This window comes from Streptomyces sp. NPDC059895 (assembly GCF_042731035.1).
In the GTDB taxonomy this organism is placed as follows: Bacteria; Actinomycetota; Actinomycetes; order Streptomycetales; family Streptomycetaceae; genus Streptomyces.
In genome coordinates this window covers 147,707-173,217 of sequence record NZ_JBHWKO010000007.1, presented here as the reverse complement: position 1 = coordinate 173,217, position 25,511 = coordinate 147,707, and the positions used below count along the sequence as shown (strand labels likewise).

Below are 25,511 nucleotides of genomic sequence, written 5' to 3'. Positions count from 1 at the left end.
CGGCGACGAAAGAGCGCCGACGCCCCTTCCTCACCCATTTCATGCCTCGGAAGGCCTTGCCATGCCATTGAACGCCCAGGGTTTCGCCGTCATCGACCTGCCGGAAGTGTCCGCGGACATCCTCGACAGCTACGACGACCTGCCGGTCGACGAGTACATGGGGGAGGGCACCCGCTTCAAGCGTTTCGACCAGTACCGGCTGTCGCCGGCCGAGGGCGGAGGCTGGTCCTTTGAGCTGCTTCCGCACCGGGACTACACCACCTACAAGACATTCAACAAGGTCGGCGGAGGCATCCGCCGGGTGTACGAGCCGATCAAGGCGGACTTCACCCCGCTGATCTCCGTCGGTGCGGAGGCCCTCGGCCTGGACCCGTCCGAGGACTGGCAGATCAACGTCCATCAGAACCGCACCCGAGCGGACGGTGGCAAGCCTGGACCGCTCACTCCCGAGGGAGTCCACCACGACGGTCACGAGTTCGTGATGATCGCCGTCTTCCGCCGCGAGAACGTGGCTGGCGGCGAGACCCGGCTCTGGGAACCGGGCGCCGAGGCGCCGTTCTGGGAGGGCACCCTGTCGCCCGGCCAGGCGGTCCTGCTTGACGACCGGGCCATCGCACACGACGTCACCGACGTGCTGTCGGCCGATGGCGGCCCCGGGCACCGGGACATCGTCATCGTCGCCTTCTCCCGCTGGAGCGAGAAGTGGTACGGCGAGCAGCATGACGAGAACGCGCTCGCTGACCGCCCCGCCTGAGTCGCGGCAAGGAGAACGAATCAGAGCGGGGTGCGCAACATGGGCGACTTTGCGAAGTACCAGGCGCTAGGAAATGACTATCTGGTCATCGACCCGGCACACAGCGAGTTCACGATCACTTCCGAGGTCGTTCGGCTGCTGTGCGACCGGCACCAGGGTGTGGGAGCGGACGGCATCCTCGTCGGTCCGCTTGGCCCTCCGCCTCTCGGCGATCCGGTGGAGCTGAGCATCTTCAACTCGGACGGCAGTCCGTGCGAGAAGAGCGGGAACGGCCTGCGTATGTTCGCCCTGTATCTGGCGGAGCAGTACGGCCTCACCGAAGGGGCCGTACTGCGGACGATCGCCGGTGACTCACAGGTGGACATACTGGACCGCGTGTCGGGCCGTGTACGGGCTGGCATGGGCAAACCGTCCTTTGACACGGAGGCGCCCGTCCATCTGACCGCGGGATCCAGGCAGTTCACGGTGACTTGCCTGCATCTGGGAAATCCGCACGCGGTGGTCGTGTCCGACCGTGTCTCCCCCGAACTCGCAAGGGAGTTCGGACCGCTGCTGGCCCGCCACCCGAGCTTCCCGGAAGCCGCCAACGTGCAGTTCGCGCGCGTGCTGGACCGTCGTCGGATCGCGCTGGAGGTCTGGGAACGGGGCGCTGGCTACACCCTCGCCTCGGGGAGCAGCGCCTGCGCGGCGGTTGCAGCGGCCCATCGACAAGGGCTTGTCGACGACGTCGTCCGGGCCGAGATGCCCGGGGGCGCCGTGGACGTCACGGTCGCGGAGAACGGTGAGATCACGCTGACCGGGGAGGCCGAGCCGGTCGCGAGCGGACACTTCTCCGCGGTGTTCCGCGCACGTCTGCGGGCCGCCGCGCAGTGCGAGGCAGCTTCACCATGAGTGCACGCCACGCAACCACGGCCACGGCACCGAGTGGGTTCCTGCCACTTCTGATCACGCGGCTCACCTCGGTCGCCGCAGCCGGCATCTACTTCATCGCCACCTCGTGGCTCCTGATCGACCAGGGCGGGCGGAGCACCGAAGTCGCCGGCCTGGCGATCGGCATGACCGTCCCCAGCATCTTCGCCGCGCTCTACGGCGGTGTGGTCATCGACCGGTACAACCGGCGAAGGATCGGCCAGTGCGCCGAACTGGTCAGAGCACTGGCCGTGCTCTGCCTTGCCATCTACCACACCATGGGCCCACCGTCCCTGTGGCAGCTGTACGCGGTCACCTGCGTGCTCGGGCTGGGCAACGCGCTCACGCTGCCCTGTTACGGCGCGATGCTGCCGCAGGTGCTGCCGAGGGAGAAGCTAGTCAAGGGCAACGCGATCTGGCAGATCGCCACCCAGGTCGGAGGCATCGCGGCATCGGCGCTGGGCGGCCTGCTGGTGGGAAAGGGGGGCGTCGAAACCGGCTTGCTCACCACTGCCGTCTGTTACCTGACGGCAGCTGCCGCGCTCCAACTGGTGCCCGCTGCCACTTCCGGCGGTACCCCGGTCGCCGGGAAGACCGGTGGGTGGCGCCACGACCTGGTCGTCGCGGTGCGGGTGGTGTCGGACAGCCGCACCCATCTGCTCATCGCCGTGTTCTCGATACTCCCACCCAGTGTGCTCGCCGCGTCGAACACCCTCCTTCCGGTGTTCGCCAAGGAGCGACTGGGGGCAGGAGCCACGGGCTTCGGCGTGCTGGAGGGCATCTGGGGCGGCGGGGCACTCCTGGCGGGCGTCCTCATCTCGCGCACGGCCGGGCGTATGCGGAGCGAGCTGCGAGCTCTGGTGGTGTCGTTGCTCGCCACCGGTGTCACCATGCTCGCCTTCTCCTTCATCACGGAGATGGGCCTGTCACTTCCCGCTTCCATGCTCCTCGGGTTCACGCTGAGCTGCTCGGGGATCCTCTTCCCGGCCTATGTGCAGTCGAAGACCCCGGACGCTGTGCTCGGGCGGGTCCTAAGCAGCATCCAGTTTGCTTCCGCCGTGGTGCAGCTCGTCTTCGCCGCGGCCATCGGGATAGGCGGGGCGTTCGTGCCCGCCTGGCCCATGTTCTCCGCCATGGCCCTTCTGCTCGTCGGCTCGGCCGTCCTGCTCGCGCTGCTGCTGCGTGCCCCCGCCCCCGGCGTCGAGCCGGTCAGGCCGGACGCGGCAGCGCGCACCCCTCTCTCCGTCGACCGTCGAAAGGACGGATGATCATGAATGCCACCGTCGGCGTGCCCCAGCCCTCCCTCGAGGACCAGACGATCCTGATCCTCGGCGCGGCGGGCCCCTCCAAGCCGCTCCTGTTCCAGGCCGCCCGGGCCCGGGGCATCCGCACCGTCCTCATCAAGGAGAACGTGACCTGGGAGAAGGAGTTCTGCGCCGAGGTGCTCCCGTTGTCGGTCGACAACTACGTCGACTTCGACCGGACGGTGGCCGCAGTCGTGGACTTCTGCCGGCAGCAGCGGGTGGGCGGCATCATCACGACCTTCGACAGCGCGGTGCCGGTCATGGCGCAGGTGGCGGACATCCTAGGCCTGAACGGCCCATCGCCCGAGGCGGCCGCGGCGCTGCGGGACAAAGCCGCCATGCGCAAGCGGTTCGCGGAGCTGGGGCTTCCCTCGGCGCAGAGCGTGCTGGTCCGCACCCTGGACGAGGCACGTGCCGCCGCCGACAAAATCGGTTTCCCCGTCGTCATCAAACCCACGTACGGCACCGGGAGCGCCGGAGTGGTCCTTGCCCAGGATCCGTCCGAGGTGGAGGCGGCCTTCACCAAAGCCCGAGAGGTGGGGATCGACCTCAGCGACTGCTGGGACCTGGTGGTGGAGGAGTATCTCGACGGGCTCGAGGTCACCGTGGACGCCCTCGTGTACAACGGTGAGATTCTCTTCCACAACATCTCGGACAACCCCGATCTGATGCCTGGACCGACCTTCCCCGAGGTCGAGTTCATCACCCCGACGGCCTTCCCGGAGGAGACCGTGGCTGCGGCGTTCGCCGCGAACGAGCTGACCATCAAGGGATTCGGACTCGACAACGCCGTGGTGCACTCCGAGATGAGGATGACCAGCCGGGGCCCGCGCCTGCTCGAACTGCACCCCCGCCCGGCCGGACAGCGAGTCCCGCAGATCACCTTCCGCTCGCTCGGCGTCGACCTGATGGGTGCGGCGATCGAGATCGCCCTTGGCCGGCGCCCTGTGATCAAGCCGAAGCAGCGGGGTTACGCCGGCTACCGGGCCGTATGCCCCGAAGTCCCCGGTGTGCTCAAGGCGATCTACGGGCTGGACGACGCGGCCGACAGTCCCGGCGTGTTCGATGTCGAGGTCTTCCTGCACCCCGGCACGCGTCTTGCCACCGTGCCGGAAGCGGTGCAGCAGGACGTCACGTACGTGTACGTGGAGGCCGACAGCTACGACGAGGTGCACGCGCGTCTCAAGGCCGCCACCTCGCTCGTCGAACTGGAACTCGAGACCGACTGAACCCGGCGACCGCCGGCGCCCCACCGCTGGCGGTCGTCTTGCCTCTCTCCCCCGGCGTCGGTCGTGCTGAGCCCAGAAGAGAACGGAAGGCCGTGATGGAGCCGAGAATCACCCCGGGCGCCTGCCCACTGGACTGTCCCGACGGCTGCAGCTGGCTGTTGACCGTCCAGGACGGCGCGGCGACCGGACTGCGCGGCAACCCGGAACACCCCTATACGCAGGGAACCCTGTGTGTGAAGGTCAACCAGTTCCTCGATCACACCCGCTCCGACGACCGTCTGCTGTACCCGCTGCGTCGGGTCGGACGGAAGGGGGAGGGTCGGTTCGCGCGGATCTCCTGGCACGAGGCCCTAGAGGAGATCGCACAGCGGCTGGGCGACGTCATCGACGAGCACGGCGGTGAGGCGATCTGGCCCTACCAGGGAACCGGAACCCTCGGTTTTCTGCAGGGCCTCCAGGGGCGCGCGGGAAGCAGGCTCTGGAACATGCTCGGGGCCTCGCGTCACGACATGACCATCTGTTCGATAGCCGGTCTCGTCGGTCTTGAGTACACCTTGGGCAGCAGCCGGGGTCTGGACCCGGAGAGCCTCCGGCATTCCCGGCTCATTCTGTTGTGGGGCACCAACACCCTCACCTCGGGCCACCATCTGTGGAAGCAGATCCAGGAGGCCCGGCGGGCTGGCGCGCACGTGGTGGCCATCGATCCGATCAGGACCAAGACGGCACAGCAGGCGGACGAGCATGTCGCCCCGATCCCCGGCACCGACGCGGCGCTGGCCCTGGGCCTGTTGCATGTCGTGGTGGCGCTGGGCGCCGAGGACCGTACGTACATTGAGCGGCACACCGTCGGCTGGGAGCGGTTCCGGGATCGGATCCTGGAATTCGATCCGGCGCGGGTCGCCCGCCTGACTGGCGTCCCTCAGGCGCAGATCGAAGAACTCGGCAGGCGGCTCGCTACCACCCGCCCCACCGCGATCCGGGTCGCCCAGGGGATACAACGGCACGCGGGCGGTGGCACGGCCGTGCGCACGCTGGCCTGTATTCCCGGGGTGACCGGCGACTGGGCGCTGCCCGGCGGCGGCCTCACCTATTCCACGGACGGGTACTTCGGCGGCAACCGGGAGGCTCTATACCGCGACGACCTGCTGAACAAACCGGTGCGCAGCCTGTCCATGACCAGACTCGCGGAGGGCCTGCTACAGACGGACGACCCGCCGGTCAAGGCTCTGGTCGTCTACGGGGCGAACCCCGTGGCCAGCTCTCCCGACCAGGAGCGCATCCGCCGGGGCCTTGAGCGGGAGGACCTGTTCACCGTCGTACTGGACCACTTCCCGACGGACACGGCGGACTACGCGGACATCGTGCTCCCGGCGACAATGCAGCCCGAGCACATGGACCTGCACGACGGCTACGGGCATCTCTACCTCACTTGGAACGAACCAGCCGTCGAACCCCCGGGTGAGTGCCTGTCCACCACGGAGACCTTCCGGCGTTTGGCTCGGTACATGGGGCTGGAGGAGCCGTCCCTGTACGACGCTGACGAGGAACTCGCCCGCCAGGTACTCGACTCCGACCACCCGTCCTTGGCGGGTGTCACGCTGGAGTCCCTGCGGGAACGAGGCTGGGCCCGGCTCTCCTACCCGAGCCCGTTCGTCCCCTACCGGGACGGCTTCCCCACACCGTCCGGAAAGCTGGAGTTCGTCTCGGAGCGTGCGGTCGCCGACGGGTTCGATCCGGTCGCCGGATACGTACCGGCCCAGGAGGTCTGGGACCCGGCTCTCGCGGACCGGTACCCACTGGTGCTGCTCTCCGGTGCCCCCCACTTCTTCCTCAACACCGTCTTTGGCAACAAACCGGCCCTGCGCCGACGGGCCGGCTCCCCCCACGTCGTGTTGAACGAGGTGGACGCCACGGCCCGCGGCATCCGGGAAGGCGACCGGGTGCGGGTCTTCAACGCACGCGGGTCCTTCGAGGCGGTGGCCCGGATCGACGACATGGTCCGCCCGGGCGTGGCGTCGAGTCCCAAAGGGCACTGGCCGAAGCTCAACGACGGCTCGGGCCCGACCGCGACTGTGGCCGAGCGGGACGCGGACATGGGCGGCGGGGCCGTCTTCCACGACAACCGGGTGGAGATCCAAGCGGTGTACCGCACAGAAGGAGCGAACCGATGAAGTACCGCCGACTCGGGCGCAGTGGACTGATGGTCAGCGAGATCGCCTACGGCAACTGGCTAACCCACGGCTCGCAGATCGACCAGGAGACCGCCGTCGCCTGCGTGCGCGCCGCTCTCGACGTGGGTATCACGACCTTCGACACGGCAGACGTGTACGCCGGCACCAGGGCGGAGGAGGTCCTCGGGCGTGCGCTCGCCCGCTGCCGGCGGGAGTCGGTGGTCCTGTCGAGTAAGGTATGCCTGCCCACGGGCACCGGGCCGAACGACCGCGGGCTCTCGCGCAAGCACATCATGGAGTCGGCGCACGCCTCACTGCGCCGGCTGGGCACCGACTACCTGGATATCTACCACGCGCACCGTTTCGACCGGGGCACACCGCTCGTCGAGACTCTGCGGGCGTTCGACGATCTGATCAGGCACGGCAAGGTCCTGTACATCGGTGTCTCGGAGTGGACCGCCGACGAGATCCGTGAGGCGCTGGCTCTCGCCGACCGGCTCGGTCTCGACCGCTTCGTCGTCAACCAGCCCCAGTACTCCATGCTGTGGCGGGTCGTCGACGCGGAGATCGTCCCGCTCTGCGAGGAGGAGGGACTCAGCCAGATCGTCTGGTCACCCCTCGCCCAGGGCGTGCTCACCGGGAAGTACCTGCCCGGTCGGCCTCCGCCGTCCTCCTCGCGCGCGGCCGACGAGAACGGCGCTGCGTGGGTCCGTTCCTTCCTGGCCGACGAGGTGCTGCAACGAGTCGCCGGACTGGCGCCGCTGGCTTGCGAGGCCGGCCTGACGATGGCGCAGCTGGCTGTGGCCTGGACGCTTCAGAACTCGAACGTAGCGGCGGCCATCACCGGTGCCTCACGGCCCGAGCAGGTCCGTGACAACGCCGCGGCGGCCGGAGTGGTGCTGGACGCGGAACTGATGCAGCGGATCGACGACCTGTTGGATCCGGTCGTCGAACGGGATCCTAAGAAGACCGACAGTGACTGGTAGAGCCCGGCCCACCCCCGGACAGCCCTGGAGAAGCTATGGAATTCGCTCCCTTCGAGCTCCTGGAGTGGCAGTCGTCGGACGACGGTCTGGCCCCGTACAGCCTGGCGGACAGCGGCTGTCAGCCAGTCTCGATCAACGAGCTGCTGGCCGGTGAGTCAGCGGACGCCTTGCTCAAAGCCCCGCTGCACTACCCGCCCGAGCGCGGCCCCGAAAGCCTGCGGTACCTCATATCCGAGCACCATTGCGGCACACCGGACGACGTGATGGTCACGGTCGGGGCCGCGGAGGCCAATGCCGTCGTCATGGCGACACTGGTGCGACCCGGTGACCACGTGGTGACCCTGGCGCCCGGATACCGACAGGTCTGGGGTTGCGCGGTCAATCGCGGGGCGGAGGTCGACGAGGTGCACTGCACGGCGGCCGACGGATGGCGGCCGGACCTCGCCGCGCTGCGGCGGGCGGTCCGCCCGGACACCCGCCTCATCTCCCTGACAAACCCGAACAACCCCACGGGCACGATCCTCACCGATGACGAGATGGCCGAGATCGTGGAAATCGCCTCCCGGGTCGGCGCCTGGATCCTGGCCGACGAGGTGCACCGGGGGACCGAACTCCTCACCGACCTGGTCACCCCCACCTTCTGGGGCCGCTACGAGCGCGTGATCTGCGTGGGCAGCCTGTCCAAGGCCTTCGGCATGCCGGGACTGCGGGTCGGTTGGCTGGTCGCCCCGCCGGCCGTGCTGCCGGATCTGTGGCGGCGCCACGAGTACGCCACGGTGTCGACCGCGTCGGTCTCCATGACGCTCGCCGAGATCGCCCTCGACCAGGACCACCGGTACCGCCTGCTCAGCCGGTACCGGGCACTCATCCGGAGGAGCAGTACCTGGCTGCGCGACTGGGTCGACGCCCACCCCGAGCTGGTTTCCCTGGTGACGCCCGAGGCTACGGCACTGGGATTTGTCCGCTACCACCTCGACCTGCCGAGTCGTGACGTCGTCGTGGAACTGAGCCGGCGGGGCGGGGTCCTCGTCGGGGCAGGGGCGCACTTCGGAACGGAAGGCCATTTCCGGATCACCCATGGCCATGACTCATCCTATCTGTCCGAGGCGCTGGACCGGGTCTCCGCGGTGTTGAAGGCCCTCTCCAGAAAGGCGGCTGACGGAAAGTGAGATGTCGGATGAATTGCACATCGGCGCTGAGCGTGGTGGCGGGTGTCCTCCTCCTGGCCACTGGCTGCGGCCAGGGACTTCTCGGCGGCGAGAGCTCTACCGAGCAGGACGGCCCGATCACCCTGGGCATGGCGGTTCCGATGTCCGGCAGTAGCGCGGACATCGGGCCCTACATGAAGAACGGCGCCCAACTCGCCATCGACGAGATCAACGCCCATGGAGGAGTGCAGGGCCGCAAGCTGAAGCTGCGCGTCGAGGACGACGCCTGTGATCCGCAGACCGCGGTGGCCGCCGCCACGAAGCTCGTCACCTCCAAGATCGCCCTGTCCGTCGGTGGCTACTGCTCCGGAGCGACGCTGCCCACCCTGCCAGTTTTCGCCAAGGCGCACATCCCCATGATCATCCCGGCCGCCAACTCGGATGAACTCTACAAAGAGGGCTACCAGGGCGCCTTCATGATCAACGGAACAGGAACCCAGCAGGCCGATGCGGCCCTGGCCTGGATGGAGAAGACAGGCGCACGACGGGTGGCGGTCGTCCATGACAACACCAGTTACGCCAAGAACATCGCCACCCTCATGGAACCCCGACTGAAGCAGGCCGGAGGACCCCGACAGGTGGAAGCCACGTCGCTGACCCCGGGCGAGAACGACTACAGCGCGACGGTGGACGAGGTACTGAACGCCAAACCGGACTTCGTCTACTGGACGGGGTACGACAAGGAGGGAGGCCTGCTCATCCGCCAGCTCAGGCAGGCCGGTTACCAAGGAGAGATCATGGTTGCGGACGGCGCGGTCAGCCCGGCCCTGGCGAAGATCTCCGGGGCGGCCGATGCTGAAGGCGTACTGGCGACCATGACACAGACCCCGGACACCATCGAAGGCGGCGCCGCCTGGATCAATTCCTACCGCGAGAAGTTCGGCTCTGCCCCCGGACCGTTCTCCACGCAGTCCTATGACGCGGTTCGCCTGGCGGCGGATGCGATCGGGCGAGCGGACGGCACGGACAGCACCAAGGTGATCGCCGCGCTGAAGAACACCCATAACTTCAAGCTGTTCTCCGGGCCTCTGGCCTTCACCAGCAACAGGACGCTGTCCAGCGGCGGCTTCGTGATCCTTGTGCAGAAGGGCGGCCGGTTCGTCCGCGCGGACGGCAAGGTGTAGGCGCTCCATGACACAACTCGTCTGGAACGGGCTCTTCGTCGGGGCCTTCTACTCACTGGTCGCCCTTGGCTACAGCCTCGTCTACGGCGTCATCCGACTGCTCAACTTCGCGCACGGTGACGTGTACATGCTGGGCGCCTTCTGCGGAATGTGGCTGCTGAGCTCTCTAGGCGGGATCGCACCCGCCTTTCCGCCCCTCGTGCTGCTCCTCGTCCTGGTGGCAGCCATGCTCCTCTCGGGGCTGGCGGGCGTGGCGATCGAACGAGTGGCCTACCGTCCGCTCCGGTCCGCTCCGCGCCTGTCTGTACTGATCACGGCCGTGGGGGCGGCCTTCACGCTCGAGTACGGCGTCCGGATCATCAGCGGGCCGAACCCGGAGGTCTACCCGCTGCGGCTGGACGGCCGCGGACTGTCTCTGTTCGGTGCCCGGTTCACCGTACAGCAGCTCATGCTGCTGGCCGTGGCGTTAGCACTGATGGCCGGGCTCGACACCTGGGTGTCCCGCAGCCGCGAAGGCCGTGCCATGCGGGCCATCGCCCTGGACCGAAAGGCCGCGGTGCTGATGGGCATCGATGTCGACAGGGTCATCGCCAAGGTCTTCTTCGTCGGCTCAGCGCTCGCTGGTGCGGCCGGCGTGATGGCGGGCGTCTTCTACGGAAAGATCGACTTCCTGATGGGCTTCGCCATCGGGCTCAAGGCGTTCACCGCCGCCGTCATCGGGGGCATCGGAGATGTCAAGGGCACCATGCTCGGGGGCCTTGTGCTCGGCCTGCTCGAGGCGTTCGGTTCCCATTGGCTGGGCGGCGAATGGCGGGATGTGTTCACCTTCGGATTCCTCATCGTCCTGCTCAGCGTGCGCCCCATGGGCCTTCTTGGCGTGCGGGAAAGGGAGCGCGCATGACCCCGCGTACGACTCTTCGTACGACTCAGTGGATTCGACGACGCACAGACAGCAGGACCGTCGCGCCTGCCGCGTTCGCCGGCGCACTCCTGCTCCCCTTCCTCATCGCCACCCCGTACGCCCTCAGCGTGATGACCAGCGCCGCGATCTTCGTGATGCTGACAGTCGGACTCAACATCGTCGTCGGGTACTGCGGTCTGCTCGATCTGGGATACGCGGCGTTCTTCGCCGTTGGGGCCTACACCAGCGGTGTCCTGAGCACCCGTTACGGGTTCTCCCTGCTGGAGACGATTCCCGCGGTGATCGGGATGACGGTGCTGGCCGGCCTGGTCGTCGGGCTGCCCACCCTGCGGCTGCGCAGCGATTACCTCGCCATCGTGACCCTGGGCTTCGGGGAGATCATCCGCATTGTGGCGAACAACCTCGACGCCACCGGCGGCCCGTCTGGTATCTACGGAATCCCCGGGCTGACCGGCGTGGGCTCTCTCGACGGCCCGGTGGGTTTCTACTACGTCGTCGTGGTGATCACCGCCCTGGCGGTGTTGCTGGCAGGGCGGCTCGACCAGTCCCGCCTGGGGCGATCCTGGCACTTCGTCCGCCAGGACGAGGACGCGGCGGAAATGATGGGAGTCCACACCTATCGGGTGAAGCTCGCCGCCTACATCGCGGGTGCGGTCTGGGGCGGGCTCGCGGGAGTCCTCTTCGCCGCGCACCTTTCCGCGGTGTCTCCCGAGAGTTTCCGCTTCGTCCAGTCGGCCCTCGTCCTCATGGCCGTCGTCCTCGGAGGCATGGGCAGCTTACGCGGAGTCGTGGTCGGCGCCCTGGGCATCAGCCTGGTGCCTGAAGTCCTCCGTGGTGTGGGGGACAACCGCTACTTCGCCTTCGGGTTGGTGCTCATCGCCGTCATGGTGCTGAGACCGCAGGGGCTCTGGCCGAGACGGTCGGACGAGACCGCTGCCACCGCGCGCCGTTCGGAACTGGCTTCCCCTGTACCGATGGAAGCGAAGGTCACATGAGTACACCCTCATTGCTCTCGGTCGAGCGGCTCCGGGTCGAATTCGGCGGCCTGACCGCCGTGAATGACGTGGACCTCGCCATCGAACCGGATGAGATCGTCTCCGTGATCGGCCCCAACGGAGCTGGAAAGACCTCATTGTTCAACTGCGTCACGGGATTTTACCGGCCTACGGCGGGTCGTGTCCGGGTGGCTGGCCTCGACATGACCGGAGCCAGGCCCTCAAAGATCGCCGGCCGCGGAGTGTGCCGGACCTTCCAGAACCTCAGGCTGTTTCCCGACCTGTCCGTCTTGGATAACGTCCGGGCCGGACTGCACCTGCGCGGTGGCCAGAACGCGCTCGACGCGCTGTTGCGCACCCCGCGCTACCGGCGCTCCGAGCGCTGGGCCACCGACGAGGCCCACCACTGGCTCGACTTCGTGGGCCTGTCCGCCGAGAATCCGACGGCCCCGAGCCGGACGGGGCCGGTCAACAACCTGCCCTACGGTGCGCGACGTCTGGTGGAACTCGCTCGTGGCCTTGCCCAGCAGCCCCGTCTTCTGCTCCTCGACGAACCGGCCGCCGGGCTCAACCCGGCCGAGAAGACCGCGCTCGTCGACCTGATCCACCGCATCCACGCGCTCGGCGTCACCGTGGTGTTGATCGAGCACGACATGCCCCTGGTCCGGGCCGTGTCGCAGCGGGTCGTGGTGCTTCACTACGGTCGGAAGATCGCGGACGGCCTGCCAGACACGGTCTGGAACGACCCCGAAGTGGTCGCGGCGTACCTCGGCACCGACCCCGACAACAGCACAGACCCCGACAGCACGGACCCTACGGCGGCCTACGACGCCCGGAGCGCCACGGAGACCAGCCTTGCTCGACCTTGACGGTATCGACATCCACTACGGCGGCGCCCAAGCCGTGCGAAGCCTCTCCATGTCCGTCCAGCCGGGGGAGATCGTCGTCCTGCTGGGCGGAAACGGCGCGGGGAAGACCTCCACCCTGTCCGCTGTGTCCGGCCTCATCAGGCCAAGCGCCGGCACGATCCGCTTCGGCAGGGAGGACATCACCCGGAGGAAGCCGCATGACATCGTGGGCCTTGGCCTGGTGCACGTACCAGAGGGTCGCCACGTCTTCAGCCGGCTCTCCGTCCATGAGAATCTGCAGCTCGGCGGTTACCTGGTGACAGGTCAGGCCGAGCTCGCCGCCAGAGCCGACCGAGTCTACACACTGCTGCCACGCCTGGTGGAACTGCGCACGCGACAGGCGGGAAGCCTGTCCGGCGGGGAACAGCAGATGGTCGCCATCGGCCGGGCCCTCATGGCGGCTCCCCGTGTGCTGTTGCTCGACGAGCCGTCGATGGGGCTCGCCCCCAGGATGGTCGCGGCGGTGATGCGGCTCGTCCAGGACATCAGGGAACAGGGGACAGCTGTGCTGCTCGTCGAACAGAACGCCACGGCGGCGATGCGGATCGCGGACCGCGGTTATGTGCTCGAAAGCGGCGCCTGCGTTGCGTCGGGCCTCGTCCGTGACCTGGCGGGCGACGCCCGGGTCGCCGCGGCGTACCTCGGTGCCGACCAAGGACCAAGGCAGCAGGAGGACGTGTGAACCTTGCCCGGATCCCGCGTATCGACGAGGCCACGCTCGGACAACTGGTTCCGATGGGCCACGCCATCGCGGTCGTGGAGAAACAACTGCGGGACGGACTGCCGGAGTCGACGGACGGGCTGCCTCGCAGCGCGGCACACCTGGACGCCGGCCAACTGCTCTTCATGCCCGCCCTGCTCGGCGGCTACGCGGGGGTGAAGCTTGCTGCTGTCGCGCCCGGGAACGTCGAGCACGGTCTGCCCCGTGTCACCGGCGTCTACGTGCTGCTCGACGCCCAGACCCTGGTCCCGCTGGCCCTCCTCGATGGGGCCGCACTGACGGCACTGCGGACCCCGGCGGTGTCCGCTGTCGCGGTCGGACATCTGGCAGTCGCGGACGCGGCACGTGTCGTGGTCTTCGGGACCGGACCCCAGGCCTGGCGGCATGTGGAAGCGGTGCGCGCCGTCCGGCCCATCACCCATGTCGATGTGGTCGGCCGCCACGCGGGGCGCACACACGACTTCGTCGCGCGGTGCGCGGACACGGGGCTGACCGCCACCGCGTCCGGAGCCGACGCGGTGGAGAAGGCCGACATAGTTCTGTGCTGCACCTCCTCCGCGACACCCCTGTTCCCCGGCACGCTGATCCCGCGTCACGCCACGGTGGTGGCGGTCGGCTCGCACGAGCCGGCCGCCCGCGAGGTCGACACCCAACTGGTACGCGCCTCCACGGTGGTCGTGGAAAGACGTTCCGCGGCGCTGCGCGAGGCCGGTGACCTGCTCATTCCCCTGCATGCCGGGGACATCCGAGCCGATCACATAGCGGGCGACCTCGTCGACCTGGTCGCTGGCCGGGTGCGGACCACCGGTACTGTGCCCCGACTGTTCAAGAGTGTCGGCATGGCATGGGAGGACCTGCTGATCGCCGCCGCGGCGTACGAGCTAAGACGCGCCGACAGCGACCTCCCCCTCTGGTTGTGAGGTCCGCCCGAGGAAGAACACGGCGGACAGCACAAGCGCCGATCCAGAGGTGATTCCCCAGGTCAGACGTTCCTGGAGGACCAGCACGCCGATGATCGCCGCGGTCAGCGGTTCGATGAGCGCCACCACCGAGACCGTGGTGGCGCTCAGCACTTCCAGCCCCGCGAAGAACAGGCCGTAGGCGAGCGCTGTGGGAACGAGGCCCAGGTAGCCGATCGAGACAGCGGTCCACCCCAGGCCCTCCGCACGTGGCAGCAGACCCTCGGCCAGCGCCACCGGGAGGAGACACAGGGTGCCGACCGCAAAGTTCAGGACGAGACCGGTGAGGCGGCTGCCTCGCCGCCTGAGGCCGGCGGCCCGACCCAGCAGGGTGACCCCCGCGTACCCGCTCGCCGAGACGACCGCCAGGACGAGGCCGAACGCCGGTGCGGGGCCCACCGCCCGGTCGGCACCGCACACCAGAAGAACCAGGCCGGCCACACCGCACACGGCCGCGCACACTCCCGCGATGCCGACGGGTTCGTCCAGGAGCAGCCGTGATCCGAGCGCCACGAGCACGGGTCCGGTGCCCAGTGTCACCACCGTCGCGACCGTCAGCCCCACCTGCTGCACCGCCGCGAAGTAGGCCGTCTGATAGAGCGCCAAGCCGCATCCCGCCAGCAGGACTTCCCGCTTGTTCTCCAGGAACACCTGGAGAAGAGAGTCCGCCGGTACCCGTCGGAAGCGGTCGTGGAAGGAGCGGGCCAGGAGCAGCAGAACGAGCCCTCCTGAGAACCGCCAGAAGGAGACCGCACCGGGGCCGATCCCTCCGATGTCGTAGAGGACCGCTGCCACAGCACCACCGGTACCCCATGCGGTCGCTGCCACCGCGACTGACAGGAGGCCCTGCCGGGCGGACATGACGTTGGATGATCGCACTGACTCTCCTCATTACTCTGCTCACCGCGGAAGAACTGCGCAGATGGGCAGCGCACCGCAGGCCGCCCTCATGGCTGAGGGGGCCGGGCGTGGTCGCCGCCGTCAGACGACGGGCGGCGGAGGAGTCAGTACGTGCACCAGAGCAGCATAGGTCAAGGCCCTGGCAAAAGTGGCGACCTCGGCTGTTCGTGCGGACGTGGGGCTCTATAACTCGATGCTCGGCATCAGTGGTGCCTCGGCGCGTACCAGGACCCAATCGCGCAGGCAGGGGTAGGTCGCCTGGGCGGCATACCAGATCTCCTGGGCGCTTCTCTCCGCGGCCTCCAGTGTCGACGCCCGCAGGTAGACGCCGATGGTGGGGTGTGGCCAGGCTTCGGTGTGGACGGCGACATGTACAACGGCTGCGATGCCGGTCGCCGCGCGGGCCATGGCCTCGGCCATATAGCGCGGCAGGGGGCTTCCATCCGGATGGCGCAGACAAACATGAATGAGGTACATGGGACCTTGAATTCGTGAAGAGAAGTAAATGAGTGCCATTGACGAGCTACCGGATCGTCCAATTTTGCATGACTTCGAGTGAATATGGCGAAATGCGAGCAAGTCTTGACTGTCTCTAGACTTACCGTCTCGCATTATGGGACGACTGTCACAGGTTTGAGAAGTAGAGTTAGCTAGTTGATCACTGGCCGTTTTGCGGCGGTAACGTCATGGGTCTATAGGTGGAGAGTTCATGCTCGGTCAACTTGGCATCGATCCGGTTACGGAGTCCGTTTATCGCTATCTACTCGTGAACCCGAGCGGGGATATATCCGACTGGGCCACCGCCACGGGGCTACTTGAAAGCGAGGTCCGGCAAGCTCTTGATCGGCTGAGTGAGTTATCACTGGTGAATCTCTGTGCGGACAGCTTTCAAGTCCGTACTGTCAATCCGCTTCCCGGTCTGGAAGCTCTTCTGGCCCGTCAGCAGGCCGAGTTGGCCGAGCAGCAGCACAATATCGAGGCAACGAAGGCTGCGGTCGCGGAGTTAGTCGCCTCATACGCCCACAAGCAGTCGGTATCCGGTGGCGGCATGCAATACCTCAAGGGCATCGAGGCCGTACGTGACTATATCGCCGATTCGTGCGAAAGTGCACAGTGCGAGCTGCTTTCCTTTGCCCCGGGTGGCCCGCAGACATTCGAGAACATGCGCGCTTCCAGGCCGTTGAACAGGAGTTTATTGGATCGCGGCGTCAAGATGCGGACCATCTATCTGGACAGTATCCGCCGCGACCCGCCGACAGTGGCCCACGCGGAGTGGCTGGTAAGCCTCGGGGCGCACGTCCGGACAGTGCCGAGCCTGCCCAATCGCATCCTGATCTGGGACCGCGCGTCTGCCTTGATCGCCGCCGATTGCGAAGACACTTCCGCTGGCGCGATCGTCGTTACGAACACAGGCCTGATCAGGCTACTGTGCGCTCTGTTCGATCACGTCTGGCAATCAGCCGACCCGCTGGGTGCACCGATGCGGCGAGGGGGCGGTGAGTTCAGTAAGCAGCAGACCGAGGTCATACGGCAGATGGCGCTGGGGCGTACCGACGAAGCGATAGCCAAGAGCATCGGCGTGTCCACCCGTACTGTTCGCCGCTTGGTGACCAGCGTGTTGAACGCCCTCGACGCGCGGAGCCGGTTCCAGGCCGGCGTCCTGAGTGTCCAGCGCGGTCATCTGCCATCCCACCCAGAGTAACGGCCTTCGCGTGTGCGTGCGGTTCGGACCCTCCGCCCTGCCTTGTAGCATGGCGTCGGTGCTTACTGAGGTTGAACTCGTGATGTCGTGCTGGTCAGGCGGGTCTGATGATCAGGCCGGTCTCGGCGAGGCAGCCGTCTATGAGGTGGCTGCGGTACTGGATGTGCCGCAGGCCGTGGCGGATGCGCTGGATGCGGTGTTCGGGAGTGCTGAAGGCGACGTTGGACAGCCAGCCGCGTCGTAGGAGCGACCAGATGCCTTCGACGGGGTTGAGGTCGGGTGCGTAGGGCGGCAGGTAGTAGATGGTCAGCCAATCCCGGGCTGCCGCCCATTTCCGCAGGTCGGCGGCCTTGTGGACGTTGACGTTGTCCCAGATCAGGACGATCGGGCCGCCGAGCTGCTGGTGTGCCGCGGTCAGCAGGTCGCGGTAGTCGCGCCAGGAGAAGCTCTTGCGTCCGTCGCGGTTGCCGTCGTCGCGGCGAGGCCGGTAGATCAGCCTCGAGCGGTGGCCGGGCCGGTAGCAGGTCAACGCTGCGATGGAGATGCGTCTGCGGGGCCGATCCGGGCTAGCTCGGCGATCTCGACACCCACGAGGGCGTGGGCAAGGTAGTAGGCGAGTTCGCCGGGGTCGGACAGGCTGCGGCGGGCCATCACCCAGCGGTGATGGGTTGGCGGGTCGGGGTCGAAGATGAGGTTGGTGGGCAGCATGGCCTCGGCCCAGTCGTAGATCCACGGACCCTTCGCCCCGTCACCGCAGGACAGTCTCTGTCAGGCATCACCTGGTGCTTCTTCGATGAGCTGGTCGATGCGCCAGATGCCGCCAGGAACTTGATCTGCTGCGGCTTGGGCACCGCCACCACATAGCCGATGTCGAGCTGTTCGAGCAAGCGGTGGAAGTGCCAGTCCTGCCCATCAGCGGGTGAGGCCGCCCGCGCCGGCTCGCCCGCAGGGCGGGGGACACCGTCGCGGAGGGGACAGTGAGGTGCTGGCCGCGATCGTCTTCGTGGCCACCTCGGGCTGCACCTGGAACCAACTCCCGCCGGGCTTAGGCTTGTCGGGGGTCACCGCCTTCCGTCGGTCCACCGAGTGCACGGAGGCCAGGGTGTGGGCCAAGCTCCATCGTCTGGCCCTGGACGAACCCGGTGCCGGGTGAGCTGGACTGGTCACGGTGCGCGATCGACTCCGTCAGTGTCCGAGCCCTCAAAGGGGGCAGCTGACGGGACCGAATCCGACCGACCGAGGGCAAGAAGGGATCGAAGCTCCACCTGATCGTCGACCGTAATGGTCTGCCCCCGTCAGTCGGAATCTCTGCCGCGAACCTCCACGACAGTCAGGCCCTCGTCCCGCTGGTCTGCGGCGTTCCGCCCATCCGTTCCCGTCGGGGCCCGCGACGTCGGCGGCCCGGCAAACTGCATGGTGACAAGGGCTACGACTACCGCCACCTGCGGCGATGGCTCGCCTCCCGCGGCATCCGGCACCGTCTCGGCCCGTAAGGGCATCGAGCCATCCCGGCGCCTGGGCCGACATCACTGGGTCGTAGAGAGGACCGTGTCCTGGCTGTCCGGTTGTCGGCGCCTCCATCGCCGGTACGAGCCGCAAGCCGGAACACCTCCTCGCCTTCACAGCCATCGCCGCGACCCTCATATGCCACCGCAGACTGACCAGGTGAAATGGCGTCTTAAGACGCGGTGAGGTCCACCTCGAGCAGCTCGGAGAGGGTGGCTACCGTCTGCTTGGGGTCCTGGTTGTGTACTCCCACGAGGCCGAACTGCTCTGCTGCCTGAACGTACGGTGCGGTGTCGTCTACGAAAATGCACGCCTCGGCCGGAAGATCCATGAGCTTGAGCGTGGTTTCGAAGAGCTCGGGGTCGGGCTTGCGCATCAGGTGCTGCTCGGAGATCACCACGACGTCGTACAGCTTCTCGAGCTCGTAGCCGTCGTACAGGTCCCACGGGGTGAGCCCCACAGAGTTGGACAGGATGGCCACCTTGATTCCGGCTCGCCTCGCCGCAGCAGCCGCGCTGATCAGCAGCGGCTCAGGGCGCAGGTCGCCGAAGATGCGGCCCATCAAATTGTGGGGGTCCACGCCCAGCATCTGGCCGGCGAAGTTGTTCCATTCAACCTGGGAAACCGCTCCGCGCTCAAGATCGCTGGTGATCCGAACGCCCTCGCTGTCCTTGTACAGGGCCGTGAGGCAAGCGCCCTGGGGAAGCCCTTCGCGCTGCTCGAAAGCGAGTACCGCAGGCAGCAGCGGAGTGGTAAGCACACCTCCGAAATCGAGGATGAGGCCGGTGCGGCGGTTGGACATGCAGGAACTCCATTGTTGAGATGTCGGACGCCCATCCAGACCGGACAGCGTCACGGACCCGGCTGCATATGGCGACGGCAGTAGCTGCGCGTCGCAGGCCAGGGTGCACTTACGGGGCGGAACAGGACCTGTCTGTCCGCAGACCCACGGTACCAGCCCAGTCCATAAAGGGCGTGGTGCTAAATCTCACTTGCCAGCCTGCAATTGAAGATCACCCTGCCGCTTGGGCCTTACGCGCCGGGTCAATGGGGTCTGAACCGAGGAATCGGGCCGGTGAAGCCCATTTAAAGCCACCGATCCGGTTGGGATTCCACCCACACGGAGTGGAGAAGAACCTGTCGAGCCTGATCCGTGGTGACGTGCGAGTAAGCCGCGCTGACTCGCGCTTGCCACGCTGCTTCGCTGTCGGTGTCAACGAACGGTTTCTCTCTCAGGAAGGCAGCAGCGTAAGAACTGGCGGGTGCGGTGTCAGCGGCCTGGAGTGCAGCCTTGATCCAGTACGCTTCTGCGGCCGGCTCAGGGTCGGGGTGCGAGGCGGTAATGTCCTCTGCGGCGAACATCAGGTCTCGTGGAGCGTAATAGCGCAGCTTCTCGCACGCATCAGCAATATCTTGAGTCCACCGATCCAGGCGAACATCGATGGGGACGCGCATCTGCATGAGTTCTGCGAGACGCCGTCCGGGCGGATAAAGGCTCGTCCCAGGAAAAGCCTTCACCAGGTCAAACCAGAGGGGATAAATCCTGTACAGGGCGCGCCAAGCCTTCCAGCGGGCCGCCGCCGCGCGGGTGGTGGGAATGCTCGCACCTACAGCAACAAGGAGGAAGAGCACGTCCATCCATATCGATGTGGCGTCCACAAGGAGTCGCACTGTGGAGGGGCTTACGGGGAGGACCACTGCAGCCCAAAGAATAGCGATGCGAGCTACTGTGTGGGCCAGTCCCATCCACATTGACATCCCCATCAAGCCCAGCCCGACACGCATGCTCGCGCTCTCGGCCTGCCGCGCTGCCCTTGTCCACTGGTAGCCGCAGACTGCGGTCGTGACAAGTGGGAAGAAATAGAAGACGCTCATGTAGACCGCAACTCCCCATTGTCCAGCGTGGTCGATGAGGAAGTCTTGGCTCGGTTTGTCGCGATTCACTACGGTGAAGAATAGAACCGTGAGAAGAGTAACGCCTATCGCGCCCGCCTTATAGGATGCGCGGGCGATCCGGCGGGAGACCGCTACATGCCGGGGTACGACTACCGCCGAGCTCTTTCCGTAGCTAGTGGCGACGTAAGTCAGCGCTGCGATGATCGCTGCAGTACTGGCGAAGTGTCTGAGCAGGGCGCTCAAGTCCACTACAGGAATGCGATCTACTGCCTCCATTGCTGCTGGCGTGTAGAGACACAGAGCTACGGCGAATCCCGCATATCCGCCCCAGAGCGCCCTGCGATGAGAGTCGCCGTACCGGACTGCAGGAAATCGCCATACGGCGATGATGGTCATCACTGCCGCAGTCAGGTATTTGAAGTAGTCGAACACGTCTAGTGGGTATCTACGTACGCTGCACGCTCTGCCGACCCGGGAGGTCGACTGAAGGCAGACTTGATTGCCAGTAGGTGAACTGTGCGGTGCAACGGAAGTTATGAGGGCGAGAACTGCGCCTCAGTGATCGCTGCCTGATCGCGGCTAGAGCCGGCGCCGCGGCGGAGCAACTGGGTGGGCAAGCGAATTCTCCAGGAGGCTAACCATGTCATCTCCTGTGAGCAACTGACGGCGCGCCAACCGCTTTATCAATGAGGCCGAAAGCTCGGCCTGCTTTTCCTCGAAGCTGCCGAAATCCACGCGCCCTTGGACCAAGGTCGACGGGAAACGTCGAACGACTTCGTCGCGAATGCGTTCAGGGACGTATCGCTCGATCTCGGCAGCAGTCAGAGTGGTCCCGTGGTCCATCCATTCATGCGCGATCTCGTGGAGGATGATGCGCTCAGTTTGATTGCGACTTGAACGGCGGCGATAGAGAATGATCGTGAACTCCGGCGCTTTGACCCGAAGACCGCAGGCCGTGCCCAGGCCCCCTTCGGGGTCATCCAGTGGCACCAGCCGAATTTGGCGCCCCAACGCGACCTCCATATTCCGCACCAGCGCCTCGACACTAAAAGGAGCGGGGATAGGGAGATCGGCAAGCAGTCTCTCACATTCCCTCACGAGGGCGCGCCGTGAAGGGTCCCTACGCCAACGCATAGTCGCTCCATTGCTACTGAAATGTTCACTGCCAGCCCCATCCCGATACTCGTACGCGAGGCGCTAGTAGCCAGGAGCTTGTGCTTGAGGTGCGCGGTGGTCGGCCGGCACTCCCTGTCTGCTCCTAATCGTACAAGGGGGGAATGTGTGATCCATGCGAATGGGTGTGTTGTGAAGATCACGCAAGCGCGATGGCCTCGCAATCTGGTTTCAAGATCGAAATCGAGCGACGCCGCTGTGATTAATCTTTGAATGCTTCTAGGGCAAGGCCGGCCCTCCTGTGGGCCAGGGCTATAACTCCTCGTTGAGCACTTCCTTCCTCCACGGCACCTCGTCGGTGGTGTCGAGGCGGTTGGAGGCCAGCTTGTCGGCGCTGAAGACGCGGAACGGTCCCCGCTCGGCGCGGGCCCGCAGGGCCTTGAGGACCCGCGGGCCCGCAGGACCTTGGGGATCACCTGCGCGAAGGTCTGTCGGCGGCGTAGCCCCGACCTGGGCGGAGGCGGGGACACAGCCGCGCGGCGTGGGGAAGCTGTCGGGCTCGGGGCCGGAGCAGAGGAAGCGCGGGCAGGAGGTGCGGCCAGGGCCGACCGCGTGGGACGGTGCCCTCCCGCTCCAAGCACGCGGCGGCGCCCGCGGGGCAGTCGACGATGGTCATGTACCGACCGTGCGGGCAGATCCCGCCGCTGACGGCGGCCAGTAGGCCGAGCTCGAAGGCGTGGCGGAGGTCTTCACCGACGCTGCTGCCGTCGAGGACACCGTTGCCCGTTACGGCGACCGACACAGGCGTGTGCCGGCGCCACAACCGGAACGGGTGGTCATCCGGAGTTCGATCGAGTGGGCGATGGAGCAGACGCTCATCACTCGCCCTCCGACGACGCGGGCTGCGGCATAGAGCAGTTACCGCAGTCCTCGGAGAGTGACGCCCTGCGCTCTGGACGCGTCGTCCCGAAGCCTGGTCGCCGCTCCGTGGGATGCGTGTCCGCGGCAAAGACCTGCGCTCTCCGTGATTGTTCGAAGAGCGCGTTGAGTCTCGTCGGTGAGGATCTTGTCGGCTGAAGGGTACTCAAGGAGTTCCCGCGCGGCGTAGCCGTCGGCGCTGGTCAAGGTCTCGTTCACCAGGCGGCGGATGATCACCTGTGCCACGTCCTCGTCCGTGGAGAGATCCAGGGCAGTCAGACCCCAGCGCGTACGGAAGACGACGAGCCCCGCTTCGAGGCGGCCGTCGCAGTACCGTCGGGCCATCCGCGCGGTGGCCTCCTTCGTCGGCTGCGTGCCCTGGTTGAGACATGCGACGGCCAGGCAGGAGGCGATGTCCTCCTCCCACGGTTCACCGAAGCGTGTCGTTTCGATCAGTTCCAAGGCCGCTGCCGATTCGCCTGCGTCAAGGCGGGCGAGGACCGCTACCTGGCGTCCGTCGAGGAGCCGGCTTCCGACGCCTTTGTGCTGTTCGATCTCGTGAAGGGCTTCCTGCCACCGGCCGGCGGTGGTGAGGGCGCGGGTGCCGTCGGCGAGAAGTACTGCCCAGAGCCACTGGACGATCTGTCGGAGATCGTCCTCCGTCGCGACCAGGTCAGCCAACGACAGGACCTGCCCCTCGATGGCGACCTGGGGCATCTGCTTGCTCACCCCCCGGAACAGCGTGGTGAGGCTCTCGTATGCCCCTTCCCCGTCAGCGGCTCGGATACGGAGGCGAGCTAGGTTGACCAGGGGTTCGAGCGCGAGCCGGGCGGCCTGGCCGGTGAGCGGCCGGACGGCATCGAGGTACACCTTTGCGTGGCTCCAGCACAGGGTGCGGGCCAGGGCGGTGAGGCCGCAGTCACTGGCGATGAGAGCGGCTTTGTTCTGCGCGACGGCGGCCTTGATGAGGTCGCCGTCACGCTCGGCTATGGCTGCAAGATCGGTGATCTCCCGGAGCCGTTCGGAGAGCGGTGGACACGCTGGTCGCGGGCGGGCGACCAGCGGGAACCGTCGAGCTATCTGGCTGGCGTCCACGTCACTGCCAGGTGATGACAAGGTGGTTGAAGCCGGTGTCGATGGCGAACTCTCTGGGGTTTTGCTCGGTCGGCTCGCCGTCCGTCGGGAGCATAGTGAAAGCGACGGGCCGATTACGGTACCGCTCGTTCCAGGTGCGGATCTCGGTTGCGACCTTCTCGACGAGCGCTTCCGCGTCGATCCGTGACCGATGAAGCCGTCGTACAGCGTGGCTCCGTCCGGTGTCGTGTGGTCGGCCTTGCGGCGAGTGAGGTACGTCGTGTGCGTCCATCGTCTGGCGGAGGTTGTCTATCTCCCGCTGGAAGCGCTCTACGTCCGAATCGTCCGGGTGGTCCGGAGACTGCGACACTCTCGGGGCGGACATGAGAGCACGGTCTCCGTTTCGCTCTTGCAGGCTGACTCGTCGCCTTCCCCGCCGGGGGTTCGGGGAGGGGGTGCTCCGCTGGCAGGGCAGAAGAGGGGTCTGAGAAACATCCATGTCAGATCGTGCGCCCGTGAGGACGGAGTCGCAGCGTTCGGTCGCCGCGATGTGGGCGGCTGGTTACGGAACAAGACCGTCACTGGTTGACAGTGCAGCGCTAAACGGAGGTCGGATCGTCTGACCGGGTACCGTTCTGGTGCCTAGTCAGAACGGAGTTCAGTATGCCCGACGGCACGGACAACCACATCGGGACGCGCGTGCGGATCGCACGCAACGCGGCTGGCCTGACCCAGCGTGAACTCGCTGATTTCCTCGCCCGCACAGAGAGCTGGCTGGCCAATGTCGAGGCCGGCCGGATGCCGCTCGACCGGTACTCGCTGGTCACGGCGATTGCCGAGTCCTGTGACGTGGACGTGGTGTGGCTCCTCGGCCAGCCCTACCGACTTCAGCGTAACGGGGGGAACGTGGCGCACGCGCACGTCCCCGCGCTGCGGACCGGCCTGCGGCGAGCGGGCCTCATCCTGTCCGGGCATCCCGGGCTCGATCCGCAGGGCGCGTCCGTCGCCAGTGCCGAGCTGCGTCAGAACTCAGCCAAGGCGAACCGGGCAAGGCAGGCGGCGAATCTGCCGGCAGTTGCCACGCTGCTGCCCGGAATGATCGAAGACCTCAACACCGCCATCCTGGTGCAGGAAGGTCCGGCGCGTGACGAAGCCCTGCGGTACATGGTCGACGCGGCCCGCACGGCGCGGATGTGTCTCAACCAGCTCGGCTACCCGGATCTGGCCTGGGTGGCCGCAGAGGTTGCCGCCGGCGCTGCCACCAGGCTCGACGATCCGCTGGTGAAAGCGGAGGTGGCGTGGGACCGGTGTGGTGCGCTGCTCCATCAGGCTTCGCTGCCGGAGACCGTGGCGGTCGCGGAGGCCGCGCTGCGAGACCTGGAACCGCTTGCCGCGTCGCGCAACGCGTCACGGCAGGCGCTGTCTCTGCGCGGCGCGCTGCATCTGCGGGCTGCGATCGCCCACGCCCGCGGCTCGAACGGCACGGATGCGTGGGCGCGCGTCGATGCGGCCATGGAGGATGCCGATCGGCTGGGCCCGGAGTTCTACGACCTCGATGCGCACACGGTGTTCGGCCGGGGCACCGTGGCGGTGCACGCGGCTGAGGTCGGGGTGGAGATCGGCCAGCCGGACGTAGGACTGTCGCGCGTACCGGATGTATCGGTCGATGACGTGCCGAGCAAGGAGCGACAGACGCACTACAAGATCGACAAGGCGCGGTCACTGAGAAGGATGGGCCGACTGCCGTCAGCCGTGGTCACGCTCAAGGAGGCGGCGAAGGGGGCTGCGTACTACGTCCACGCGGACCCGATGGCTCGGGCCCTGGTCGAGGATCTGGCGCGCGTGGGTGTTCCCTCCCAGGCTGGAGCCTTGTCCTCGCTCATCCGGAGCATGGAACTGGTGAGCTGATCGTCAAACTCGTATCCGCGCAAGCGAGTTGAAGTGAGCGCCCCCTAGAAAACCTAGGGGGCGCAGTCATTGCCAGCGGCCACAGTGGACCTCTCACCGTCTGTGAACGGATCATCACGGGAGACTCCATGGTCGAGCTGATCAACACCCGGGACCCCGGCGCTTGCGGCGACGCCTACACCGGAATTCTGGGGTGGCCGCTGCTCCCAGGCCACCGCTTCCGGCCGCGCGGAGGCTGCACCTGCGAGGCCGATCCGGACTGCACGACTCCTGGAGCCCACCCTCGTCCCGGGCCGTTGTTCCC

The 25,511-nt window shown here is 66.7% G+C and carries 24 protein-coding genes and 1 pseudogene; 16 read left to right on the top strand and 9 right to left on the bottom strand.

Features of this window, described 5'->3' with window-relative positions; genetic code table 11:
- Positions 1-61 precede the first annotated feature (61 nt).
- From ACFV9M_RS11195 to ACFV9M_RS11135, 13 genes are all read left to right on the top strand, one after another.
- Complete coding sequence (locus ACFV9M_RS11195; protein WP_385062762.1) at positions 62-754, top strand: 2OG-Fe dioxygenase family protein; 693 nt, start codon at positions 62-64, stop codon at positions 752-754.
- Between the two features lie 39 nt (positions 755-793).
- Positions 794-1,645 (top strand): diaminopimelate epimerase, encoded by an 852-nt coding sequence (gene dapF / locus ACFV9M_RS11190; protein WP_385062763.1) that lies wholly within the window; start codon positions 794-796, stop codon positions 1,643-1,645.
- Positions 1,642-2,931, top strand: coding sequence for an MFS transporter (locus tag ACFV9M_RS11185; protein WP_385062764.1), 1,290 nt, complete (start codon positions 1,642-1,644; stop codon positions 2,929-2,931). The genes dapF and ACFV9M_RS11185 overlap by 4 nt, the downstream gene beginning before the upstream one ends.
- Positions 2,932-2,933: 2 nt before the next feature.
- Positions 2,934-4,196 carry an ATP-grasp domain-containing protein gene (locus ACFV9M_RS11180; protein ID WP_385062765.1) on the top strand — a complete coding sequence of 421 codons (1,263 nt, stop codon included), beginning with the start codon at positions 2,934-2,936 and terminating at the stop codon, positions 4,194-4,196.
- A 95-nt stretch (positions 4,197-4,291) separates the two neighbouring features.
- Complete coding sequence (locus tag ACFV9M_RS11175) at positions 4,292-6,367, top strand: molybdopterin-dependent oxidoreductase (RefSeq protein ID WP_385062767.1); 2,076 nt, start codon at positions 4,292-4,294, stop codon at positions 6,365-6,367.
- Positions 6,364-7,353, top strand: coding sequence for an aldo/keto reductase family protein (locus tag ACFV9M_RS11170; RefSeq protein ID WP_385062769.1), 990 nt, complete (start codon positions 6,364-6,366; stop codon positions 7,351-7,353). The genes ACFV9M_RS11175 and ACFV9M_RS11170 overlap by 4 nt, the downstream gene beginning before the upstream one ends.
- Positions 7,354-7,388: 35 nt before the next feature.
- The gene (locus tag ACFV9M_RS11165; RefSeq protein ID WP_385062771.1) at positions 7,389-8,522 is read left to right on the top strand and encodes an aminotransferase class I/II-fold pyridoxal phosphate-dependent enzyme; all 1,134 of its coding nucleotides are present in this window, start codon (positions 7,389-7,391) and stop codon (positions 8,520-8,522) included.
- A gap of 8 nt (positions 8,523-8,530) precedes the next feature.
- Positions 8,531-9,685 carry a branched-chain amino acid ABC transporter substrate-binding protein gene (locus ACFV9M_RS11160; protein ID WP_385062773.1) on the top strand — a complete coding sequence of 385 codons (1,155 nt, stop codon included), beginning with the start codon at positions 8,531-8,533 and terminating at the stop codon, positions 9,683-9,685.
- Positions 9,686-9,692: 7 nt separating this feature from the next.
- Positions 9,693-10,586 carry a branched-chain amino acid ABC transporter permease gene (locus tag ACFV9M_RS11155; RefSeq protein WP_385062775.1) on the top strand — a complete coding sequence of 298 codons (894 nt, stop codon included), beginning with the start codon at positions 9,693-9,695 and terminating at the stop codon, positions 10,584-10,586.
- Entirely contained in the window at positions 10,583-11,602 is a 1,020-nt protein-coding gene (locus ACFV9M_RS11150) for a branched-chain amino acid ABC transporter permease (RefSeq protein WP_385102393.1), read from the top strand. Before ACFV9M_RS11155 ends, ACFV9M_RS11150 begins: the two co-directional genes overlap by 4 nt.
- A complete protein-coding gene (locus ACFV9M_RS11145; protein WP_385062777.1) occupies positions 11,599-12,471 on the top strand; it encodes an ABC transporter ATP-binding protein in 873 nt (290 codons plus the stop codon). The genes ACFV9M_RS11150 and ACFV9M_RS11145 overlap by 4 nt, the downstream gene beginning before the upstream one ends.
- Positions 12,458-13,192, top strand: a complete 735-nt coding sequence (locus ACFV9M_RS11140) for an ABC transporter ATP-binding protein (RefSeq protein ID WP_385062778.1) — start codon at positions 12,458-12,460, stop codon at positions 13,190-13,192. Before ACFV9M_RS11145 ends, ACFV9M_RS11140 begins: the two co-directional genes overlap by 14 nt.
- Positions 13,189-14,151 carry an ornithine cyclodeaminase family protein gene (locus ACFV9M_RS11135; protein ID WP_385062780.1) on the top strand — a complete coding sequence of 321 codons (963 nt, stop codon included), beginning with the start codon at positions 13,189-13,191 and terminating at the stop codon, positions 14,149-14,151. Before ACFV9M_RS11140 ends, ACFV9M_RS11135 begins: the two co-directional genes overlap by 4 nt.
- On the opposite strand, the gene ACFV9M_RS11130 is transcribed toward ACFV9M_RS11135, so the two are convergent.
- Together ACFV9M_RS11130 and ACFV9M_RS11125 are read right to left on the bottom strand one after the other, a co-directional pair.
- A complete protein-coding gene (locus ACFV9M_RS11130) occupies positions 14,113-15,051 on the bottom strand; it encodes a DMT family transporter (protein WP_385062900.1) in 939 nt (312 codons plus the stop codon). The two genes, ACFV9M_RS11135 and ACFV9M_RS11130, sit on opposite strands and share 39 nt — an antisense overlap.
- A 222-nt stretch (positions 15,052-15,273) precedes the next feature.
- Positions 15,274-15,567, bottom strand: a complete 294-nt coding sequence (locus ACFV9M_RS11125) for a hypothetical protein (protein WP_385062782.1) — start codon at positions 15,565-15,567, stop codon at positions 15,274-15,276.
- Positions 15,568-15,799: 232 nt separating this feature from the next.
- Here ACFV9M_RS11125 and ACFV9M_RS11120 point away from each other — a divergent pair, with 232 nt between their 5' ends.
- Positions 15,800-16,792, top strand: coding sequence for a LuxR C-terminal-related transcriptional regulator (locus ACFV9M_RS11120; RefSeq protein ID WP_385062783.1), 993 nt, complete (start codon positions 15,800-15,802; stop codon positions 16,790-16,792).
- A gap of 94 nt (positions 16,793-16,886) precedes the next feature.
- Here the strand turns inward: ACFV9M_RS11120 and ACFV9M_RS11115 are convergent, their stop codons facing one another.
- Both ACFV9M_RS11115 and ACFV9M_RS11110 read right to left on the bottom strand, forming a co-directional pair.
- Entirely contained in the window at positions 16,887-17,336 is a 450-nt protein-coding gene (locus ACFV9M_RS11115; protein ID WP_385062902.1) for a transposase, read from the bottom strand.
- Positions 17,318-17,500 (bottom strand): hypothetical protein, encoded by a 183-nt coding sequence (locus ACFV9M_RS11110; RefSeq protein ID WP_385062912.1) that lies wholly within the window; start codon positions 17,498-17,500, stop codon positions 17,318-17,320. Before ACFV9M_RS11110 ends, ACFV9M_RS11115 begins: the two co-directional genes overlap by 19 nt.
- Positions 17,501-17,711: 211 nt before the next feature.
- On the opposite strand from ACFV9M_RS11110, the pseudogene ACFV9M_RS11105 reads away from it, so the two are divergent.
- Positions 17,712-18,461: pseudogene (locus tag ACFV9M_RS11105) on the top strand (IS5 family transposase).
- A 9-nt stretch (positions 18,462-18,470) separates the two neighbouring features.
- Here the strand turns inward: ACFV9M_RS11105 and ACFV9M_RS11100 are convergent.
- From ACFV9M_RS11100 to ACFV9M_RS11080, 5 genes are all read right to left on the bottom strand, one after another.
- Positions 18,471-19,100, bottom strand: coding sequence for an HAD-IA family hydrolase (locus tag ACFV9M_RS11100; protein ID WP_385062785.1), 630 nt, complete (start codon positions 19,098-19,100; stop codon positions 18,471-18,473).
- A gap of 284 nt (positions 19,101-19,384) precedes the next feature.
- Positions 19,385-20,626 (bottom strand): MAB_1171c family putative transporter, encoded by a 1,242-nt coding sequence (locus tag ACFV9M_RS11095; protein WP_385062787.1) that lies wholly within the window; start codon positions 20,624-20,626, stop codon positions 19,385-19,387.
- Positions 20,627-20,773: 147 nt separating this feature from the next.
- Entirely contained in the window at positions 20,774-21,217 is a 444-nt protein-coding gene (locus ACFV9M_RS11090) for a hypothetical protein (protein ID WP_385062789.1), read from the bottom strand.
- 1,008 nt (positions 21,218-22,225) lie between these two features.
- Positions 22,226-23,320 (bottom strand): hypothetical protein, encoded by a 1,095-nt coding sequence (locus ACFV9M_RS11085; protein ID WP_385062791.1) that lies wholly within the window; start codon positions 23,318-23,320, stop codon positions 22,226-22,228.
- A 1-nt stretch (position 23,321) separates the two neighbouring features.
- Entirely contained in the window at positions 23,322-23,684 is a 363-nt protein-coding gene (locus tag ACFV9M_RS11080; protein WP_385062792.1) for a hypothetical protein, read from the bottom strand.
- A 278-nt stretch (positions 23,685-23,962) separates the two neighbouring features.
- Here ACFV9M_RS11080 and ACFV9M_RS11075 point away from each other — a divergent pair, with 278 nt between their 5' ends.
- A complete protein-coding gene (locus ACFV9M_RS11075; protein WP_385062794.1) occupies positions 23,963-25,207 on the top strand; it encodes a helix-turn-helix domain-containing protein in 1,245 nt (414 codons plus the stop codon).
- Positions 25,208-25,511 lie beyond the last annotated feature (304 nt).

Excerpts from the sequence above, each read along its gene's own strand:
- ACFV9M_RS11195 (WP_385062762.1), top strand. The coding sequence starts at position 62 with ATGCCATTGAACGCCCAGGGTTTCGCCGTCATCGACCTGCCGGAAGTG.
- dapF (WP_385062763.1), top strand. The coding sequence starts at position 794 with ATGGGCGACTTTGCGAAGTACCAGGCGCTAGGAAATGACTATCTGGTC.
- ACFV9M_RS11185 (WP_385062764.1), top strand. The coding sequence starts at position 1,642 with ATGAGTGCACGCCACGCAACCACGGCCACGGCACCGAGTGGGTTCCTG.
- ACFV9M_RS11180 (WP_385062765.1), top strand. The coding sequence starts at position 2,934 with ATGAATGCCACCGTCGGCGTGCCCCAGCCCTCCCTCGAGGACCAGACG.
- ACFV9M_RS11175 (WP_385062767.1), top strand. The coding sequence starts at position 4,292 with ATGGAGCCGAGAATCACCCCGGGCGCCTGCCCACTGGACTGTCCCGAC.
- ACFV9M_RS11170 (WP_385062769.1), top strand. The coding sequence starts at position 6,364 with ATGAAGTACCGCCGACTCGGGCGCAGTGGACTGATGGTCAGCGAGATC.
- ACFV9M_RS11165 (WP_385062771.1), top strand. The coding sequence starts at position 7,389 with ATGGAATTCGCTCCCTTCGAGCTCCTGGAGTGGCAGTCGTCGGACGAC.
- ACFV9M_RS11160 (WP_385062773.1), top strand. The coding sequence starts at position 8,531 with ATGAATTGCACATCGGCGCTGAGCGTGGTGGCGGGTGTCCTCCTCCTG.
- ACFV9M_RS11155 (WP_385062775.1), top strand. The coding sequence starts at position 9,693 with ATGACACAACTCGTCTGGAACGGGCTCTTCGTCGGGGCCTTCTACTCA.
- ACFV9M_RS11150 (WP_385102393.1), top strand. The coding sequence starts at position 10,583 with ATGACCCCGCGTACGACTCTTCGTACGACTCAGTGGATTCGACGACGC.
- ACFV9M_RS11145 (WP_385062777.1), top strand. The coding sequence starts at position 11,599 with ATGAGTACACCCTCATTGCTCTCGGTCGAGCGGCTCCGGGTCGAATTC.
- ACFV9M_RS11130 (WP_385062900.1), bottom strand. The coding sequence starts at position 15,051 with ATGTCCGCCCGGCAGGGCCTCCTGTCAGTCGCGGTGGCAGCGACCGCA.
- ACFV9M_RS11125 (WP_385062782.1), bottom strand. The coding sequence starts at position 15,567 with ATGTACCTCATTCATGTTTGTCTGCGCCATCCGGATGGAAGCCCCCTG.
- ACFV9M_RS11120 (WP_385062783.1), top strand. The coding sequence starts at position 15,800 with ATGCTCGGTCAACTTGGCATCGATCCGGTTACGGAGTCCGTTTATCGC.
- ACFV9M_RS11110 (WP_385062912.1), bottom strand. The coding sequence starts at position 17,500 with ATGCTGCCCACCAACCTCATCTTCGACCCCGACCCGCCAACCCATCAC.
- ACFV9M_RS11100 (WP_385062785.1), bottom strand. The coding sequence starts at position 19,100 with ATGTCCAACCGCCGCACCGGCCTCATCCTCGATTTCGGAGGTGTGCTT.
- ACFV9M_RS11090 (WP_385062789.1), bottom strand. The coding sequence starts at position 21,217 with ATGGAGGTCGCGTTGGGGCGCCAAATTCGGCTGGTGCCACTGGATGAC.
- ACFV9M_RS11080 (WP_385062792.1), bottom strand. The coding sequence starts at position 23,684 with ATGTCCGCCCCGAGAGTGTCGCAGTCTCCGGACCACCCGGACGATTCG.
- ACFV9M_RS11075 (WP_385062794.1), top strand. The coding sequence starts at position 23,963 with ATGCCCGACGGCACGGACAACCACATCGGGACGCGCGTGCGGATCGCA.